Annotated in this window: 11 protein-coding genes and 3 rRNA genes; 9 read left to right on the forward strand and 5 right to left on the reverse strand. The window is 64.8% G+C overall.

What is annotated here, in order from left to right; genetic code table 11:
- Window positions 1-73 precede the first annotated feature (73 nt).
- The 7 genes from OHB23_RS10150 (at window position 74) to OHB23_RS10180 (ending at window position 9,405) form a co-directional block, all read left to right on the forward strand.
- Complete coding sequence (locus tag OHB23_RS10150) at window positions 74-769, forward strand: pyridoxamine 5'-phosphate oxidase family protein (protein ID WP_328811507.1); 696 nt, start codon at window positions 74-76, stop codon at window positions 767-769.
- 585 nt (window positions 770-1,354) lie between these two features.
- Window positions 1,355-2,873 (forward strand): 16S ribosomal RNA (locus OHB23_RS10155).
- A 374-nt stretch (window positions 2,874-3,247) separates the two neighbouring features.
- Window positions 3,248-6,382 (forward strand): 23S ribosomal RNA (locus OHB23_RS10160).
- A gap of 147 nt (window positions 6,383-6,529) precedes the next feature.
- Window positions 6,530-6,646, forward strand: a 5S ribosomal RNA gene (gene rrf / locus OHB23_RS10165).
- Together the 16S, 23S and 5S rRNA genes form the textbook arrangement of a ribosomal RNA operon.
- Before the next feature lie 128 nt (window positions 6,647-6,774).
- Window positions 6,775-8,325 (forward strand): adenylate/guanylate cyclase domain-containing protein, encoded by a 1,551-nt coding sequence (locus tag OHB23_RS10170; protein ID WP_027505474.1) that lies wholly within the window; start codon window positions 6,775-6,777, stop codon window positions 8,323-8,325.
- Window positions 8,326-8,356: 31 nt separating this feature from the next.
- On the forward strand, window positions 8,357-9,061 hold the full coding sequence (nucS, locus tag OHB23_RS10175) for an endonuclease NucS (protein ID WP_027505475.1): 705 nt from the start codon (window positions 8,357-8,359) through the stop codon (window positions 9,059-9,061).
- A 23-nt stretch (window positions 9,062-9,084) separates the two neighbouring features.
- Window positions 9,085-9,405, forward strand: coding sequence for an ATP/GTP-binding protein (locus OHB23_RS10180; protein ID WP_082544702.1), 321 nt, complete (start codon window positions 9,085-9,087; stop codon window positions 9,403-9,405).
- A gap of 4 nt (window positions 9,406-9,409) precedes the next feature.
- On the opposite strand, the gene OHB23_RS10185 is transcribed toward OHB23_RS10180, so the two are convergent.
- Together OHB23_RS10185 and mce are read right to left on the reverse strand one after the other, a co-directional pair.
- Entirely contained in the window at window positions 9,410-10,378 is a 969-nt protein-coding gene (locus tag OHB23_RS10185) for a hypothetical protein (RefSeq protein WP_027505477.1), read from the reverse strand.
- A 70-nt stretch (window positions 10,379-10,448) separates the two neighbouring features.
- A complete protein-coding gene (gene mce, locus OHB23_RS10190; protein ID WP_027505478.1) occupies window positions 10,449-10,925 on the reverse strand; it encodes a methylmalonyl-CoA epimerase in 477 nt (158 codons plus the stop codon).
- Window positions 10,926-11,075: 150 nt separating this feature from the next.
- Between mce and OHB23_RS10195 the strand changes: the two genes are divergently transcribed.
- Window positions 11,076-11,468, forward strand: coding sequence for a DUF3817 domain-containing protein (locus OHB23_RS10195; protein WP_328811508.1), 393 nt, complete (start codon window positions 11,076-11,078; stop codon window positions 11,466-11,468).
- Window positions 11,469-11,537: 69 nt separating this feature from the next.
- Window positions 11,538-12,419, forward strand: a complete 882-nt coding sequence (locus OHB23_RS10200; protein ID WP_056448951.1) for a tetratricopeptide repeat protein — start codon at window positions 11,538-11,540, stop codon at window positions 12,417-12,419.
- Here the strand turns inward: OHB23_RS10200 and OHB23_RS10205 are convergent.
- The 3 genes from OHB23_RS10205 to OHB23_RS10215 are packed head-to-tail and all read right to left on the reverse strand — an operon-like array spanning window position 12,416 to window position 18,095.
- Window positions 12,416-13,879, reverse strand: coding sequence for a metallopeptidase (locus OHB23_RS10205; protein ID WP_328811509.1), 1,464 nt, complete (start codon window positions 13,877-13,879; stop codon window positions 12,416-12,418). The genes OHB23_RS10200 and OHB23_RS10205 overlap by 4 nt on opposite strands.
- Window positions 13,876-16,092, reverse strand: coding sequence for a 1,4-alpha-glucan branching protein GlgB (gene glgB, locus OHB23_RS10210; protein WP_307091974.1), 2,217 nt, complete (start codon window positions 16,090-16,092; stop codon window positions 13,876-13,878). The genes OHB23_RS10205 and glgB overlap by 4 nt, the downstream gene beginning before the upstream one ends.
- Window positions 16,089-18,095 carry a maltotransferase domain-containing protein gene (locus OHB23_RS10215; protein ID WP_056448945.1) on the reverse strand — a complete coding sequence of 669 codons (2,007 nt, stop codon included), beginning with the start codon at window positions 18,093-18,095 and terminating at the stop codon, window positions 16,089-16,091. The genes glgB and OHB23_RS10215 overlap by 4 nt, the downstream gene beginning before the upstream one ends.
- Window positions 18,096-18,247 lie beyond the last annotated feature (152 nt).

Here is an 18,247-nt window from a genome sequence, read left to right on the forward strand (position 1 = left end):
TGGAAGTGGTCCAGCCGAACAGTATCGAAGTGGACCGTGACGGCGGACCACTGTGATCCGCACACTGATTCGCATGACGATGCACGATGCGCATGGCCGGCGGCCCGACACCTCGCCGACGGCGACAGCTCTCTCCCCGACACCCCGAACGACGTTGCGACGCAACCGATCTCGAGCCCAGTCGGATCGCGCTGCTCTGACGGACGTGCTCGACGCCGCACAGCTCTGTCACCTCGGAGTGGTGGTGCAAGGAAGTCCCCTCGTCGTCCCGACTGCGTTCGCCTACGACCTGGACGGTCCCGATGCCGAAGGGACGTTGTACCTCCACGGCTCGGTGGCCGCGACGACCCTGGGCGCTCCCGGTGACGTCTGCGTGAGCATCACGGTGCTGGACGGCCTGGTGCTGGCGCGCTCCGCGTTCCATCACTCGATGAACTACCGGAGTGCCGTGGTGCGGGGGACACCCCGTGTCGTGGACGACGAGGGCGAGCGCGCCGTCGCACTCGATCTCATCGTGAACAAGCTCGTCCCCGGCCGGACCGATGTGGTCAGGGCCAACACTCGCAAGGAGCTGGCCGCGACTCGCGTGGTGGCACTACCGCTGTACGAGGCGTCGGTGAAGGCACGGTCGGGCGGACCGAACGACGACGAGGGGGACATCGCCGCCGGGGGAGTGTGGGCCGGCGTCCTCCCGTTGACGACGCAGGTCGGCGAACCCGTCCCGGCGCCCGGTCTGGACGAGATCGGCGCGGCATCCCCACCGATGTGAGCGGCGTCATAGTCGGACTGTCGCTCCAGGGTGAGCGGGCGCGGGCCCCGGCATACGCGTTGACCTGGGCAGACGCCGCGTGGACCGCGGAACACCTGCCGATTTGCATGGAGCGGTCCGCAGGCGTAACTTTCTTCGAGTCAGAGCGACACGGACACCGACCGAAGGCCTTACGGGGCTGGGCGAACGAGGTGGGACGGAGTCGCATGGCCGATCGGACAGAAAAGGTTCGTCTGCACCTCGTGTAGGCTGAGCGCACAGTCCAACTTCCTGATCCACGTGGTGCCTGGTGTTTGACTCGGGTGTTGCGGTGTGGTTAGGCTGGAACGGTTGCCCCGGATCCTCCCGCCTTCTGGTGGGTGGTGGTGGTGTGTGCGTGTTCTTTGAGAACTCAACAGTGTGTCGATGAATGTCAGTGCCAATATTTTGTTTTGGTTTGCTGGTTCTTCTCCTTCTTCCCGTCGGGGAGGGACCGGTTCTTTTTTGTCAGCAATGGAGTTATTGCTGGCGTGAGTTTTATTGCTGGATTTGGCTCTCTAGTTTTCATTGACTTCCTGGTTTCTAGCCAGGGGTTGATAAGAGTCTTCAACGGAGAGTTTGATCCTGGCTCAGGACGAACGCTGGCGGCGTGCTTAACACATGCAAGTCGAACGGTAAGGCCCTTCGGGGTACACGAGTGGCGAACGGGTGAGTAACACGTGGGTGATCTGCCCTGCACTTCGGGATAAGCCCGGGAAACTGGGTCTAATACCGGATAGTACTGCGCGGTGCATGCCGTGTGGTGGAAAGATTTATCGGTGCAGGATGGGCCCGCGGCCTATCAGCTTGTTGGTGGGGTAATGGCCTACCAAGGCGACGACGGGTAGCCGGCCTGAGAGGGCGACCGGCCACACTGGGACTGAGACACGGCCCAGACTCCTACGGGAGGCAGCAGTGGGGAATATTGCACAATGGGCGCAAGCCTGATGCAGCGACGCCGCGTGAGGGATGACGGCCTTCGGGTTGTAAACCTCTTTCAGCAGGGACGAAGCGCAAGTGACGGTACCTGCAGAAGAAGCACCGGCCAACTACGTGCCAGCAGCCGCGGTAATACGTAGGGTGCAAGCGTTGTCCGGAATTACTGGGCGTAAAGAGCTCGTAGGCGGTTTGTCGCGTCGTCTGTGAAAACCAGCAGCTCAACTGTTGGCTTGCAGGCGATACGGGCAGACTTGAGTATTTCAGGGGAGACTGGAATTCCTGGTGTAGCGGTGAAATGCGCAGATATCAGGAGGAACACCGGTGGCGAAGGCGGGTCTCTGGGAAATAACTGACGCTGAGGAGCGAAAGCGTGGGTAGCGAACAGGATTAGATACCCTGGTAGTCCACGCCGTAAACGGTGGGCGCTAGGTGTGGGTTTCCTTCCACGGGATCCGTGCCGTAGCTAACGCATTAAGCGCCCCGCCTGGGGAGTACGGCCGCAAGGCTAAAACTCAAAGGAATTGACGGGGGCCCGCACAAGCGGCGGAGCATGTGGATTAATTCGATGCAACGCGAAGAACCTTACCTGGGTTTGACATACACCGGAAAGCCGTAGAGATACGGCCCCCCTTGTGGTCGGTGTACAGGTGGTGCATGGCTGTCGTCAGCTCGTGTCGTGAGATGTTGGGTTAAGTCCCGCAACGAGCGCAACCCTTGTCCTGTGTTGCCAGCGGATTATGCCGGGGACTCGCAGGAGACTGCCGGGGTCAACTCGGAGGAAGGTGGGGACGACGTCAAGTCATCATGCCCCTTATGTCCAGGGCTTCACACATGCTACAATGGCCGGTACAGAGGGCTGCGATACCGTGAGGTGGAGCGAATCCCTTAAAGCCGGTCTCAGTTCGGATCGGGGTCTGCAACTCGACCCCGTGAAGTCGGAGTCGCTAGTAATCGCAGATCAGCAACGCTGCGGTGAATACGTTCCCGGGCCTTGTACACACCGCCCGTCACGTCATGAAAGTCGGTAACACCCGAAGCCGGTGGCCTAACCCCTTGTGGGAGGGAGCCGTCGAAGGTGGGATCGGCGATTGGGACGAAGTCGTAACAAGGTAGCCGTACCGGAAGGTGCGGCTGGATCACCTCCTTTCTAAGGAGCACATCTCGGGGCAGTACCACCCACACAGGTGGGAGGGAACCCCCGCAGAGACCACGCCGACCACATTCGTTGGTCGGGTGGACGCTCATGGGTGGAACACCGACAACCAACTCGTCTCTCACTACTGCCGGCCTCAGCGCCGGCGGGAGAGCGAGTTATATCGATGCACTGTTGGGTCCTGAGAGAACACGCGAGTGTTACCTCTACAGGTACAACCAATACATGCGGGAGCTGCAAGTCATACCGCTGCGAGTGTTGTCGCCGGCCTTTCGGGGTGGGTGGTGATGGTTGTGGGTCTGGTGTTTGCGTGAGGTTCTTCGTGTGTGTGTTGTTTGAGAACTGCACAGTGGACGCGAGCATCTTTGTTGTAAGTAATGAAGAGCGTACGGTGGATGCCTTGGCACCAGGAGCCGATGAAGGACGTAGGAGGCTGCGATAAGCCTCGGGGAGCTGTCAACCGAGCTGAGATCCGAGGGTGTCCGAATGGGGAAACCCAGCACGAGTGATGTCGTGTTACCTGCACCTGAATATATAGGGTGTGTGGAGGGAACGTGGGGAAGTGAAACATCTCAGTACCCACAGGAAGAGAAAACAACAGTGATTCCGTCAGTAGTGGCGAGCGAACGCGGAAGAGGCCAAACCATGTGCATGTGATACCCGGCAGGGGTTGTGCGTGTGGGGTTGTGGGGTTTGTCTTGTCGATTCTGCCGGATCGGCCGACAGTAAGAAATCATGTGGTTAGTCGAAGTGGTCTGGGATGGCCTGTCGTAGAGGGTGAGAGTCCCGTAGACGAAAACTGTGTGACTGTCGTGATGAATGCCCAAGTAGCAGCGGGCCCGTGAAATCTGCTGTGAATCTGTCGGGACCACCCGATAAGCCTGAATACTCCCTGGTGACCGATAGCGGACTAGTACCGTGAGGGAAAGGTGAAAAGTACCCCGGGAGGGGAGTGAAATAGTACCTGAAACCGTGCGCTTACAATCCGTCAGAGCCTTCGAGTGACTTGTCACTGGGGGTGATGGCGTGCCTTTTGAAGAATGAGCCTGCGAGTTAGTGGTATGTGGCGAGGTTAACCCGTGTGGGGTAGCCGTAGCGAAAGCGAGTCCGAATAGGGCGTTTCAGTCGCATGCTCTAGACCCGAAGCGGAGTGATCTACCCATGGCCAGGGTGAAGCGACGGTAAGACGTCGTGGAGGCCCGAACCCACTTAGGTTGAAAACTGAGGGGATGAGTTGTGGGTAGGGGTGAAAGGCCAATCAAACTCCGTGATAGCTGGTTCTCCCCGAAATGCATTTAGGTGCAGCGTCGCGTGTTTCATCCTGGAGGTAGAGCTACTGGATGGTCTAGAGGGCCCACAAGCTTATCGAAATCAGCCAAACTCCGAATGCCAGGATGTGAGAGCGCGGCAGTGAGACTGCGGGCGATAAGGTTCGTAGTCGAGAGGGAAACAGCCCAGATCGCCGGCTAAGGCCCCCAAGCGTGTACTAAGTGGAAAAGGATGTGAAGTCGCGAAGACAACCAGGAGGTTGGCTTAGAAGCAGCCACCCTTGAAAGAGTGCGTAATAGCTCACTGGTCAAGTGATTTTGCGCCGACAATGTAGCGGGGCTCAAGTACACCGCCGAAGCCGCGGCACTCACACGACAGCCCCCGGTTCCCTTGCGAGGGTTCCGGCAGGTGTGTGGGTGGGTAGGGGAGCGTCGTGTGGCCAGGGAAGCGCCGGAGTGATCCAGGTGTGGAGGCCACGCGAGTGAGAATGCAGGCATGAGTAGCGAAAGACGAGTGAGAAACTCGTCCGCCGAATGATCAAGGGTTCCTGGGCCAGGTTAATCCGCCCAGGGTGAGTCGGGACCTAAGGCGAGGCCGACAGGCGTAGTCGATGGACAACGGGTTGATATTCCCGTACCCGTGTATCCGCGCCCATGATGAATCAGGAGTACTAACCGTCCAGAGCCGCCAGGAGCACCTTCGGGTGCCGGGTGTGGTGATGCACGGGACCTTTCCTGGTAGTAGTCAAGCGATGGGGTGACGCAGGAAGGTAGCTGAGCCAGTCAGTGGTAACACTGGTGTAAGCCTGTAGGGCGAGACCTAGGCAAATCCGGGTCTCACACAGCCTGAGAGGTGATGCATAGCCGAATGAGGCGAATTCAGTGATCCTATGCTGCCGAGAAAAGCCTCTAGCGAGCTGGTACACGGCCCGTACCCCAAACCGACACAGGTGATCAGGTAGAGAATACCAAGGCGATCGAGATAACTATGGTTAAGGAACTCGGCAAAATGCCCCCGTAACTTCGGGAGAAGGGGGACCCCTGCTGGTGATGGAACTTGCTTCCTGAGCTGGTGTGGGTCGCAGAGACCAGTGAGAAGCGACTGTTTACTAAAAACACAGGTCCGTGCGAAGTCGTAAGACGATGTATACGGACTGACGCCTGCCCGGTGCTGGAAGGTTAAGAGGACCGGTTAGTTCCTTCGGGAGCGAAGCTGAGAATTTAAGCCCCAGTAAACGGCGGTGGTAACTATAACCATCCTAAGGTAGCGAAATTCCTTGTCGGGTAAGTTCCGACCTGCACGAATGGCGTAACGACTTCTCAGCTGTCTCAACCATAGACTCGGCGAAATTGCATTACGAGTAAAGATGCTCGTTACGCGCGGCAGGACGAAAAGACCCCGGGACCTTCACTACAGCTTGGTATTGGTGTTCGGTTCGGTTTGTGTAGGATAGGTGGGAGACTGTGAAGCATGCACGCCAGTGTGTGTGGAGTCGTTGTTGAAATACCACTCTGATCGTATTGGATACCTCAACCTCGGACCATGATCTGGTTCAGGGACAGTGCCTGGTGGGTAGTTTAACTGGGGCGGTTGCCTCCCAAAATGTAACGGAGGCGCCCAAAGGTTCCCTCAGCCTGGTTGGCAATCAGGTGTCGAGTGCAAGTGCACAAGGGAGCTTGACTGTGAGACTGACAAGTCGAGCAGGGACGAAAGTCGGGACTAGTGATCCGGCACCGGCAAGTGGAAGCGGTGTCGCTCAACGGATAAAAGGTACCCCGGGGATAACAGGCTGATCTTCCCCAAGAGTCCATATCGACGGGATGGTTTGGCACCTCGATGTCGGCTCGTCGCATCCTGGGGCTGGAGTAGGTCCCAAGGGTTGGGCTGTTCGCCCATTAAAGCGGCACGCGAGCTGGGTTTAGAACGTCGTGAGACAGTTCGGTCTCTATCCGCCGCGCGCGTCAGAAACTTGAGGAAGGCTGTCCCTAGTACGAGAGGACCGGGACGGACGAACCTCTGGTGTGCCAGTTGTTCCACCAGGAGCACCGCTGGTTAGCTACGTTCGGAAGGGATAACCGCTGAAAGCATCTAAGCGGGAAGCCTGTTCCAAGATGAGGTTTCTCACCCCCTCGAGGGGGTAAGGCCCCCGGCAGACCACCGGGTTGATAGGCCAGAACTGGAAGCCCAGCAATGGGTGCAGGTGACTGGTACTAATAGGCCGAGGACTTACCACAAAGAAGCTACGCGTCCACTGTGCAGTATCTGAGACAACACACGAGTTGGTCAGCAGATAACTGAAACCCGCACCACGACCACCACACCACCCCCAGGGGTGAATGCCGGTGGGAGTGTGTGCCTCGTGCTCTGTTGTTTCACAGAGTTTCGGTGGCCATAGCGGAGGGGAAACGCCCGGACCCATTCCGAACCCGGAAGCTAAGCCCTCCAGCGCCGATGGTACTGCACCCGACAGGGTGTGGGAGAGTAGGACACCGCCGAACAACCCTTCCCAGAAAGCCCCCCGACCACCGGTCGGGGGGCTTTCTGCATTCACGGGTATCGGTGTCCGGACACAGTCCGATCAAGCAGAGTCCCGTCCTACGCGCGCCGGGATAGTCTCGTATCCACCATGCCGCAGAAACCACGACGCTCGATATCGCCTCTGGGCTCCCCGCTGCTCGGGCACACCGAGGAATCACCGCGTCGCCGGCGTATCCGGGTGCAGATTCTGCTCACCGTCTTCCTGCTGGGCGCCAACGCGATCGGCGCCGTGATCGTGGGTGCACTCATCAGCGTGGTCGTGCCGGGGCCGGACGTCGTCACGCCCCGTGAGTACTGGTGGGTGAACTTCATCCTCATCCCGTGCTACCTCGTGGTCGCGTTCCTCATCGGAGTGGGGTGGGGAACCAAGCGGACCGTCAAGGGACTGCGCTGGGCCATCGAGGACCGCGTGCCCACCCGCAAGGAACAGAAGCGCACGCTGGCGATGCCGTGGCGGCTCACCCGGTTGCAGATCGGTCTCTGGATCGGCGGGCTCGTCATCGTCACGACGGCCGACGGCATCATCGATCCCAACTCCATCCCCAAGGTCGCGTTCACCATCGCGTTCGGTGGTGCGACCGTCTGCGCGTTCAGCTACCTGCTGACGGAGTTCGCTCTGCGCCCGGCGGCGGCGCGTGCTCTCGAGGCCGGCGATCTCCGCCGTATCCGTATCGCCGGGGTGATGGGGCGCTCCATCCTCTCGTGGCTCCTGGGTACCGGCGTCCCAGTGGCGGGACTCATGGTCATCGCCATCGCCTCGTTCATCCGCGATGACACCACCGCCGACCAGTTCGCGGTCGCCATCCTCGCGCTCGGCGGCATCACGTTCCTGTTCGGCTTCGCGCTGACGCTGCTCGGCGGTCTGGCTACGACGGCGCCCATCGACAACGTGCGCTCGGCGATGGTCGAGATCGAACGCGGCAACCTCGACGCACGGGTGTCCGTCTACGACGGCACCGAGCTCGGCGAACTGCAGAGCGGCTTCAACCGCATGGCCGAGGGCCTCGCCGAGCGGGACAAGATCCGGGACCTGTTCGGTCGCCACGTCGGCATGGAGGTCGCCGAGGCCGCGCTGAAGAGCAATCCCGAGCTCGGCGGCGAGGAGCGCGACATCGCCGTCTTCTTCATCGACCTGATCGGATCCACGGAGCTGGCTGCCTCCCAGCCCCCGGCGCAGGTGGTGGATCTGTTGAACCGCTTCTTCGACGTGGTGGTCGACGAGGTGGACAAGCATCACGGTTTCGTCAACAAGTTCGAGGGCGATGCGGCGCTGGCCATCTTCGGTGCTCCCGGCGATCTCGACGATCACTGCGGGGAGGCCCTCAGCGCGGCTCGCGCCATCATGCGGCGACTCGAGAACGAGGTCCCGGACTGCCAGGCAGCCATCGGTATCGCGTCCGGGCGAGCCGTCGCGGGCAACATCGGTGCCAAGCAACGATTCGAGTACACGGTCATCGGTGATCCGGTGAACGAGGCGGCCCGGTTGTCCGAGCTCGCCAAGTCTGCGGACGGGCGTCTGGTGGCGTCGGCACGCACGGTGGAGCACGCCCACAATCAGTCGAGTGACGAGTGGTCGTTCGGCAAGAGCGTGACGTTGCGGGGGCGGTCGGAGGAGACGCAGCTCGCGACCCCTGCCTGACGGCGGCCCACACGGTCGATAGGGTGGCCCGGTGCGTCTGGTCATTGCTCGGTGTCAGGTCGATTACGTCGGCCGGTTGACGGCCCATCTGCCGTGGGCGAAGCGTCTGCTGCTCGTCAAGTCCGACGGATCGGTGAGCGTCCACGCGGACGATCGGGCGTACAAGCCGCTCAACTGGATGACGCCGCCGTGCTGGCTGGTCGAGAACCCTGCAGAGGCTCTCCCTGCCGACGGCGACGTCGTGCCCGCGGACCGACAGCTGTGGGTCGTGACCAACAAGGCCGGCGAGGAACTGCGCATCACGATCGAGGACATCGAACTCGACAGCAGCCACGAGCTGGGTGTCGATCCGGGTCTGACCAAGGACGGCGTCGAGTCCCATCTGCAGGAACTGCTCGCCGAGCACGTGCACACGCTCGGTGACGGGTACACCCTGGTACGCCGGGAGTACCCGACGGCGATCGGACCCGTGGACCTTCTGTGCCGCGCCGAGGACGGTGCGACGGTCGCGGTGGAGATCAAGCGTCGAGGAGACATCGACGGTGTCGAGCAGCTGACTCGCTATCTCGAACTCCTGAACCGTGATCCACTGCTGGCTCCGGTGCGGGGTGTGTTCGCGGCCCAGCAGATCAAGCCGCAGGCGAAGACGCTCGCGGAGGATCGCGGGATTCGTTGCCTCACACTGGACTACGACTCGCTCCGCGGAATCGAATCGTCCGCGTTCACGCTCTTCTGACGCGGTCGCCTACCATCGGTCGAGTGCCGAGACGCAACAACCAACGAGCCGGCCGGTCGGGCCGACCGGGGCGACCCGCGCCGACGTTCGGTGACGCCACGGCGCGAGTGGAGCGCGGCCCGTCCTTCGACGGCGACGAGGAGTACGTCGTGCGCCCGATTCCCGGCGCTCGTGCGACCAAGACCTATCGGTGCCCCGGCTGCGACCACGAGATCATGCCCGGTGTGGCGCACGTGGTCGTTTGGCCCGCCGAGAAACTCGGCGGACCCGACGACAGGCGGCACTGGCACACGGGTTGCTGGTCCGGACGCGGTACCCGCGGGCTCACCCGCAGGTGGTCCTGACTTCTCAGGACTGGGTCGAGCTCGACTGGCCGTTCGAGGAGCGCTCGGTCGACGTCTCGGCCGGTGCCTCGTCGAGGAGTGACTCGTCGATCTCGAGATCGTCCGGCGCCAACGGTGCGTCGAGCAGTTCGCTCTCCCGGTTGACCGAGGCGAGCATGGCCGGCACGGAATCGAGTTGGCCGCGGATGCCGAGCAGCTGAGCGAGCACCCGGCCACGCAGGACTCGCAGTTCCTCGGCGAGCTCCTTGGCGTGAGCGATGCGGCGCTCCGACTGCTCGGTGGCGGCCTGGAGGCGACGCTTCGCCTCGGCGGTGGCATCGGCGAGCCGACGATCCGCCTCGGCCTTGGAGTCGGCTTCGAGCTCGTCGACGGCGTTCATCACCTTGGTGCGGCGATCGGCCATCGTGATCTCGAAGTCCTCCTGCACCGCGGCGCGCTTCTTCTCGGCCTCGGCGGCGAGGCGATCACGCTCGGCCTGCGCCTCCTCGACGATGCGGGCGGCGGCTGTGCGTGCCTCGGCCATGGTCTGCTCGTGCTCGGTCTCGAGTGCGGACCGTCGGTCCTTCAGCTCGGCGACCAGGCCCTCGTACTCGCCGCGCATGCGGGTGGCGTCCTGCTCGGCCACGGACACGAGTTCGGCAGCGTCGGCCTCGGCCTTGGCGCGCACCTCGGACGCCTCGTCAGAGGCGAGTCGCAGCATGCGAGAGATGCGATCGCTCATGCCCTCGGCGGTGGTCGGGGGGACCGAGAGCCGATCGATGTCCTTACGGAGATCGTCGATCTCGTCGCGGGCGTCCTCGAGCTGGACCGCGAGATCGCGGGCCTGCGCGGCCGCCGCGTCGCGATCGGTCGCGATGACGCGGAGCTCGGCATCGAACCGCTCGAAGTACCGCTGGACCTCGTCCTTGTCGTACCCCTTGCGGACCACGCTGAAGGGCAGGGAGCTGCTACCGCTGACGTTCTCTGGTGCCATGCGGACAACCTACCGTCACGCGCCCCGTTTCGGCCGTCGGGTGCTGATCACGACGGGTTCCGGGGAGGGGTCAGCTCGCGGCGGGCTCGACCAGCTCGACGAGGACGCCGCCGGCGTCCTTGGGGTGCACGAAATTGATCCGGGAATCGGCGGTACCGCGGCGGGGAGCGTCGTACAGCAACCGGGCACCACGCTCGCGGAGGAACGCTGCGGTCTCCTCGACGTCGCGGACGCGGAAGGCGAGCTGCTGCAGGCCGGGACCGTTCCGGTCGAGGAACTTGGCGATGGTCGACGTCTCGTCGAGGGGAGCGAGGAGCTGGATCTGCGCGGCGCCGTCGGCGGCACCGGGAACGGAGATCATCGCCTCGACGACACCCTGGCTCTCGTTGACCTCGCGGTGGGTCACCGTCATCCCGAAGTGGTCCCGGTAGAACTCGAGGGCGACGTCGAGGTCGGCCACTGCGATCCCCACGTGGTCGATGGCCGTCACGAGGCCTGCCGTCACCGCGTCCGCGGTCGCCGTCGTGTGCTCGTCGGTGGTCGTCATACTTTGACGTTAGACCTTTTTTCCGGCAGTTCGGGCGTGGTCTGGGTCACAATCGATCGACGGCATCTCTGGACGACCGCCAACTCTGTGTGGCCAAGGCGACGCCGCCGATGGTCGAGGACCGTTCACAGACTGCGGCAGAATGGACACATGGCCGACAACCAGCTGTCCAGCACCGCACCTGCCGCGTCCTCCACGCTCTCGCAGCCGCCGATCGTGCGGTGGTTCCGCGTCGTGGCGGTCGCGGAAGCCTTCACTTGGGTCGCGCTGCTCATCGGCATGGCCGTCAAGTACGTCCCCGACCCCAACATCGACAGTGGTGTCCGGATCCCGGGCATGCTGCACGGCGCGGTCTTCGTCCTGTACCTCGTGATCACCGTGCTGACCGCCCTCGCGTTGCGGTGGAGCAAGGGCGTCACGGTGCTCGCACTCCTCGCGAGCATCCCGCCCTTCGGCACCATCGTCTTCGAGGTGTGGGCGTCGAGGACCGGACGTCTGGTTCGATCGGCCGGAGCCGCATCGCCGCGGGCCGCGGCGGAGTGACAAAATAACCTCGTGACTCGACCCGGATCTCGCCCACCAGTACGTCCGTCGGCCGCGGCAGCCGCCGCCATGTCCGGCGCGGTCGACCTCTCGGCGCTCAAGGCCAAGGCACAGGCCGCGTCCGCGCCGCCGTCTCCCACCGCCGCCAACGGTCTCGCGGTCTCCGTCACGGTGACGGAGGTGGACTTCGAGGCCGAGGTGTTGGTGCGCTCGAGCCAGGTCCCCGTGATCGTCAATCTGCTGTCGCCGCGCTCCCCGCAATCGCTGCAGCTGACGCAGTCCCTCGAGGCCCTCGCGGTCGAGGGTGACGGCGCCTGGGTGCTCGCCAACGTCGACGTCGACGTCAATCCGCGCATCGCGCAGGCCTTCGGCGTGCAGGCCGTTCCCACGCTGGTCGCCGTCGCAGCAGGCCAGCCCCTCGCGGATCTGCAGGGCCTGCAGCCCGAGGAGAGCCTGCGTGAGTGGTTGGCGGCCATCGCCCGCGCCGTCGAGGGGAAGCTGACCGGTGTCCCGAACGCCGACGAACCGGCCCCCGAGCCCGAGGACCCGCGCTTCGACGCAGCCGAGGCCGCGCTCGCCGAGGGTGACCTCGCGGGTGCCGAGGCGGCCTTCCAGGAGATCGTCGACGCCGAGCCGGCCAACAAGCAGGCATTGAACGGCGTGCGTCAGGTCCGATTCCTGGCACGCGTCCAGGGGCTGCCGGACGACATCGTCGAGCAGGCCGACGCGGCGCCGGACGACGTCGATCTCGGTCTCCAGGCGGCCGACGCGTTGCTGTATCAGCAGCGGACCGAGGACTCGTTCGCTCGTGTCGTGGAGCTGGTCCGGCGCACGCGTGAGGACGATCGCGCCCGTGCTCGCGCCCGGTTGCTGGAGTTGTTCGAGCTCTTCGACCCGGCGGATCCGCTGGTGGTCACCGCTCGACGCAAGCTGGCGTCCGCCCTCTACTAGGAGTAGCGGCCGTCGCACGCCTCCCGGCCACCCAGCACGCCCCAGCGGAACGCGTCGACGCGCGCGAAGCCGCTGGGGACCGTGCGACCGTCCACGTCACTCGCGGCGAGCCCGTCCGACAACAGACCCGACACCGCCTCGTCGAGGTCGCCCGGTGACAGTGTCACCGTCGACCTCTGCGCCGCGTCCGTGTCGGAGGGACTCAGTGCTGCGGTGACCACTCCCGACAGGCACGCCGACCGGAGCGCGGCTCGGGCGTCCGTCAGGCCCTGGCCGGCCTCGTTCTGCACGGCCAGCACGTACCGGGAGACGAAGAGGACATAGGCGCCGTAGTCACCGGTGACGTCGAGCGGCACGATGTCGTCCTCGCTCACCTCGGTGGGACGTCCGCGATCGGCCAGCGCGTCGACCGAGATACCGATCGTGTTGGTGGAGGGGCAGTAGGAGACCGGTTCGGTGGTGAGCGCGTCCGCGCACCCGGTGTCGGCGCCGGAGTAGTCGACCGTCGGGGGATCCGTGGTGGGCATCACCTGTTCGAACGTCGCGGCGAACTGCTCGAGCGAGTCCTGCGTGACGGGGAGCTCGCCGGTGTCGAGAGGACTGTCGAACTGTTGGGGAAGGGTCGAGCGCCGCGACTCGACCTCCTTCTCGTCGATGCGCGTGCAGGCCCCGGCGCCGTCGGTGAAGCCGATCTGGGCGGCGGTGACCCGTTCGAACGCGGAGCCGTGCACCGAGTCGGGATCACCGGGGTCGACGTCGCGGACGGCCACGGTGGCCGCGAGGACGTCGTTCAACCCGTCCGAGGTGTTGAGCGTGAAGTGGGTCGAGTCGCCCTCGGCGACATGGCGCATGAAGGCGCCCGCGAAGCAGTCTGCCTGTTGCTCGGCGACGATGGTCGGGTCGTCGTCCCCGACGAGGCCGGACTGCGTCTGCACGGCGTGGCCGTACTCGTGGGCGAGCACCATGACCACCGACATGGGTCCGAAGGCGTCGATCATGGCCGGCATGAGCAGACCACGGTCCCAGCCGATGCTGTCGTCGAGTGAGCAGTATCCGGCGTTGGCGAGTCCGTCCGTCGGTTCGCTGCAGAAGAGCGGACCCTCGCCGGCGTCGGCGGTGGCGTCCCAGGACACCAGCGACCGGACGGGTTGGAAGGATCCGCGGAACAGCGTCGAGTACGTGGTGCGCCAGAACTTCTGGATGTCGTCCACGGCATCCGTCGCGAGCAGGTCGACGTCCGTTCCGGCTGCGCCGTCGACGTCGAGCTGGGCATGGAAGACACCGGGTCTCGGGCCGGACGGGCCGTCCGTGACGGGGAGACCGGCGACGGTGAAGGGGTCGTCGTAGATGGAGACGGGGGAGCCCGTCACCACCGCGCCACACGAGGTGAGCGCAGTGGTGACGGCGAGTGCGAGGAGGCTCGCGGACCAGCCGAACCGGATGCGAGCCCCGCGCATCATCTCTCCAGTCTGAGCCAGATCGCTCCGTAGGGCGGAAGGGCGACCCGAGCGGATGCCGGACGACCGTGCCACGAGTGCTCGGTCGCGGTGACCTCACCGAGGTTGCCCACTCCCGAACCGCCGTAGACCTCCGCGTCGGTGTTGAGGATCTCGACCCATCGGCCCGGCTCGGGTAATCCAACACGATAGTCGCCGTGCGGGGAACCGGAGAAGTTGAACAGGCAGGCCGTGACGGAGCCGTCGTCGCCGAAGCGCAGGAAGCTCAGCACGTTGTTCGCGGTGTCGTTGGCGTCGATCCACGAGAAGCCACTGGGCGAGCCGTCCTGTGTCCAGAACTCCGGGCCTGCGACGTAGGTGCGGTTGAGGTCGCCGACCAGTTGCTGCACACCGCGGTGCAGCGAGCCGCTTCCCTCCTCGCCGATCTCCCACCAGTCGAGACCGCGCTCGTCGGACCACTCGGCGGTCTGGCCGAACTCCTGGCCCATGAACAGCAGTTGCTTGCCGGGATGCGCCCACATGTAGGCGAGCATGCCGCGCAGACCCGCGGCCTTCGCCCAGTCGTCACCCGGCATGCGGGACCAGAGCGTGCCCTTCCCGTGCACGACCTCGTCGTGGCTGATGGGCAGCACGAAGTTCTCGCTCCAGGCGTAGACCAGGGAGAACGTGACCTCGTGGTGGTGGTACGCGCGGTGGATCGGATCGCGCCCGATGTACCCGAGCGTGTCGTGCATCCAGCCCATGTTCCACTTCATGGAGAAGCCGAGGCCGCCCACGCTGGTGGGACGCGTGACGCCGGGCCACGAGGTCGACTCCTCGGCCACGGTGACGACGCCGCGGTGCAGCTTGTGCACGGTCGCGTTCATCTCCTGCAGGAACGCCACGGCCTCGAGATTCTCGCGACCGCCGTAGATGTTGGGGCTCCACCCACCCTCGGGGCGCGAGTAGTCCAGGTAGAGCATCGACGCGACCGCGTCGACGCGGAGCCCGTCGATGTGGAACTCCTCGATCCAGTACAGCGCGTTGGCGACGAGGAAGTTGCGCACCTCGGTACGACCGAAGTCGAAGACGTAGGTGCCCCAGTCCAACTGCTCGCCTCGCTGCGGGTCGCCGTGCTCGTAGAGCGGGGAGCCGTCGAACCGCGCGAGGGCCCAGTCGTCCTTGGGGAAGTGCGCCGGGACCCAGTCGACGATGACACCGATGCCGTCACGGTGCAGGAGGTCGACGAAGGCGCGGAAGTCGTCGGGGGTGCCGAAGCGCGACGTCGGTGCGTAGTACGAGGTGACCTGGTATCCCCACGATCCACCGAAGGGGTGTTCGGCGACGGGCAGCAGCTCGACGTGGGTGAAGCCGGTCTCGCGTACGTGAGCCGAGAGCTGTTCCGCCAGTTCGCGATAGTTCAGTCCGGGGCGCCAGGAGGCGAGATGCACCTCGTACACGCTCATCGGCGCCCGGTGCGGTTCCAGCTCGGCGCGGGCGGTGATCCAGTCACCGTCCGACCACTCGTACGACGACTGGTTCACGACCGACGCCGTCGACGGCGGGACCTCGGTGGCGAAGGCCATCGGGTCGGCCTTGTCCTTCACCGAGCCGTCCTTGCCGTGCACCCGGAACTTGTACAGCGTGCCGGCGCCGATGTCGGGGACGAACAGCTCCCACACACCGGTGGTGCCGAGCACGCGCATCGGCCAGGTCTGTCCGCCCCAGCCGTCGAACTCGCCGACGACGGTGACGCCGACGGCGCCCGGGGCCCACACCGCGAACGAGGTGCCGTTCACGGGCCCGTCGGGCGTGGTGTAGCCCTGCAGATGCGCTCCGAGGATGTCCCAGAGTCGTTCGTGGCGCCCCTCTCCGAAGAGATGGAGATCGAGCTCGCCGAGGGTCGGCAGGAAGCGGTAGCCGTCGGCGACGGTCACCTGGTGACCGCCCGGGTATTCAACGCGGAGCCGGTAGTCCGCGAGGTCCTCCACCGGCACCAGGGCCGAGAACACGCCGTGCGCGACGTGCGTGAGCTCGTGGTCCTTTCCACCGATGACCGCGGTGACGCTGAGAGCGTTGGGACGCAATGCCCGGATGGCGGTGCCGCCCGGTATGGGGTGCGCGCCGAGAACGGAGTGGGGGTCGTGGTGCTGCCCGCGGGCGAGCAGCGAGAGGTCGTGATCACCGGGAGCGGCGAGGGTGTCCGTGCTCGCGCCGGGGGTAGTGCGTTCCGTCATGAGATCTCCTTCCGGAAGGCGAGTTCGGTGCGGGCGGGGAACGGGACGGGCGGCAGCGCCAGGATGTGGGCGACCGACCGCCACGGCTCGAGCTTGACGTAGTTGGCCTGGCCCCACTGGAACTGCTGACCGCTCACCTCGTCGGTGACCGTCAGGTGCTCCTGCCAGTCGCGGCCGATCTGCGGCATGTCGAGCCAGACGGTGCCTTCCTCGGCGCCGAACGGGTTCAGGTTGATCACGACCAGCACCGCGTCACCGGTCACCGCGTCGAACTTCGAGTAGGCGATGATCGCGTCGTTGTCGACGTGGTGGAAGTGGATGTTGCGCAACTGCTGCAACGCCGGGTGCGCCTTGCGGACGGCGTTGAGCATGGTCAACCACGGCTCGAGCGATTCGCCGCGAGCCCGTGCGCCCTCGAAGTCGCGGGGGCGCAACTCGAATTTCTCTGTGTCGAGGTACTCCTCGCTGCCCTCGCGCACCGGAACGTGTTCGTAGAGTTCGTATCCCGAGTACACGCCCCACGTGGGGGACAGGGTGGCGGCGAGAGCGGCACGCAGCGCGAACATGCCGGGGCCGCCCTTCTGCAGGCTCTCGTGGAGGATGTCCGGCGTGTTGACGAACAGGTTGGGTCGACCCAGATCGGCCTTGGCGGCGATCTCCTGCCCGAACTCCGTGAGCTCCCACTTGGCCGTGCGCCACGTGAAGTACGTGTAGGACTGCGTGAAACCGCGTCGCGCGAGACCGTAGAGCCGCGCGGGACGCGTGAACGCCTCGGCCAGGAAGAGCACGTCGGGGTGCGTCTTCTTGACCTCGGCGATGAGCCACTCCCAGAAGTCCGGTGGCTTGGTGTGCGGATTGTCGACCCGGAAGATCTTGACGCCCTGGCTGATCCAGAACTTGACGACGCGCAGCACCTCCGCGTAGATGCCCTTGCGATCGTTGTCGAAGTTGACCGGGTAGATGTCCTGGTACTTCTTGGGCGGGTTCTCCGCGTAGGCGATGGTGCCGTCGGGGAGCACGGTGAACCAGTCGGGATGTGCGGCGGCCCAGGGGTGGTCCGGGGCGCACTGCAGGGCGAGGTCCAGGGCGATCTCGAGGCCGAGCTTGCGCGCGGCCGTGACGAGTGCGCGGAACTCCTTGACCGTCCCCAGCTCGGGATGCACCGCGTCGTGGCCGCCCTCGGACGAGCCGATGGCCCACGGCGAGCCCACGTCGGTGGGTCCCGGAGTCAGAGTGTTGTTGCGGCCCTTGCGATTCACCTTGCCGATCGGATGGATCGGCGGGAAGTAGACGACGTCGAAGCCCATGGCCGCCACGCGGGGGAGCGCGCCGATGGTGGTCTCGAACGTGCCGTGGCGAGGAGTGCCGTCCTCGTTCCAGCCGCCCGTGGAGCGGGGGAAGAGCTCGTACCACGAGCCGACGAGTGCCTCGCGGCGGTCGACCCAGACGTTGATCGCCTCGCCGCGCGTCACCAGCTCGCGCAGCGGCGTCTCGTGCAGGATCTCGCGCACCTCGGGCGTGAACGCCGGTGCGACGCGCGACGGCAGCGGTGCGTCGCTCCGCAGCGCCGTCACGACGTTCTCGAGCAGTGGCTTCTCCGAGCGACCGACGTTCTTGGCGGCGCGTTCGAACAGGCGTGCGCCGGTCTCGAGATCGTTGGCCAGTTCGGCCGGCCCCTGGCCCACGCCGAGTTTCGCCTCGACCGCATGCATCCAGGTGGCGATCGGATCACCCCAGCCCTCGATGCGGGCGATCCAGAAGCCTTCGGCGTCGGGAGTGAACACACCGTGGAAGATGTCCGGCTGCTCGCCGGGGACCATCGGGATGTGGACCGACTTGCCCTGGCCGGGCCCGCGAACCGCCAACGTCGCGTTGACGGCGTCGTGCCCCTCGCGCCACACCGCGGCCGTGATCGGGAATGTCTCTCCCACAACGGCCTTGGCGGGATACTTACCGGACGATGTGTTGGGTAGTACGTCGTCGATGCCGATACGGCCTGTCACCGAAGCCCCTTTTCTGCTGGTTGTCGCAGTTCTGTCGATGTCGGGTTGTCGGGCTGAGCTCGAAGTCAACCGTAGACGAGATGCCCCGGTCTTTCTCGAAACCGACCGAGAGCACCGACGCGACCTGCGGACGAGGCACGCGGCAGTCTCGG

The organism is Rhodococcus sp. NBC_00294 (assembly GCF_036163995.1).
In the GTDB taxonomy this organism is placed as follows: Bacteria; Actinomycetota; Actinomycetes; order Mycobacteriales; family Mycobacteriaceae; genus Rhodococcoides.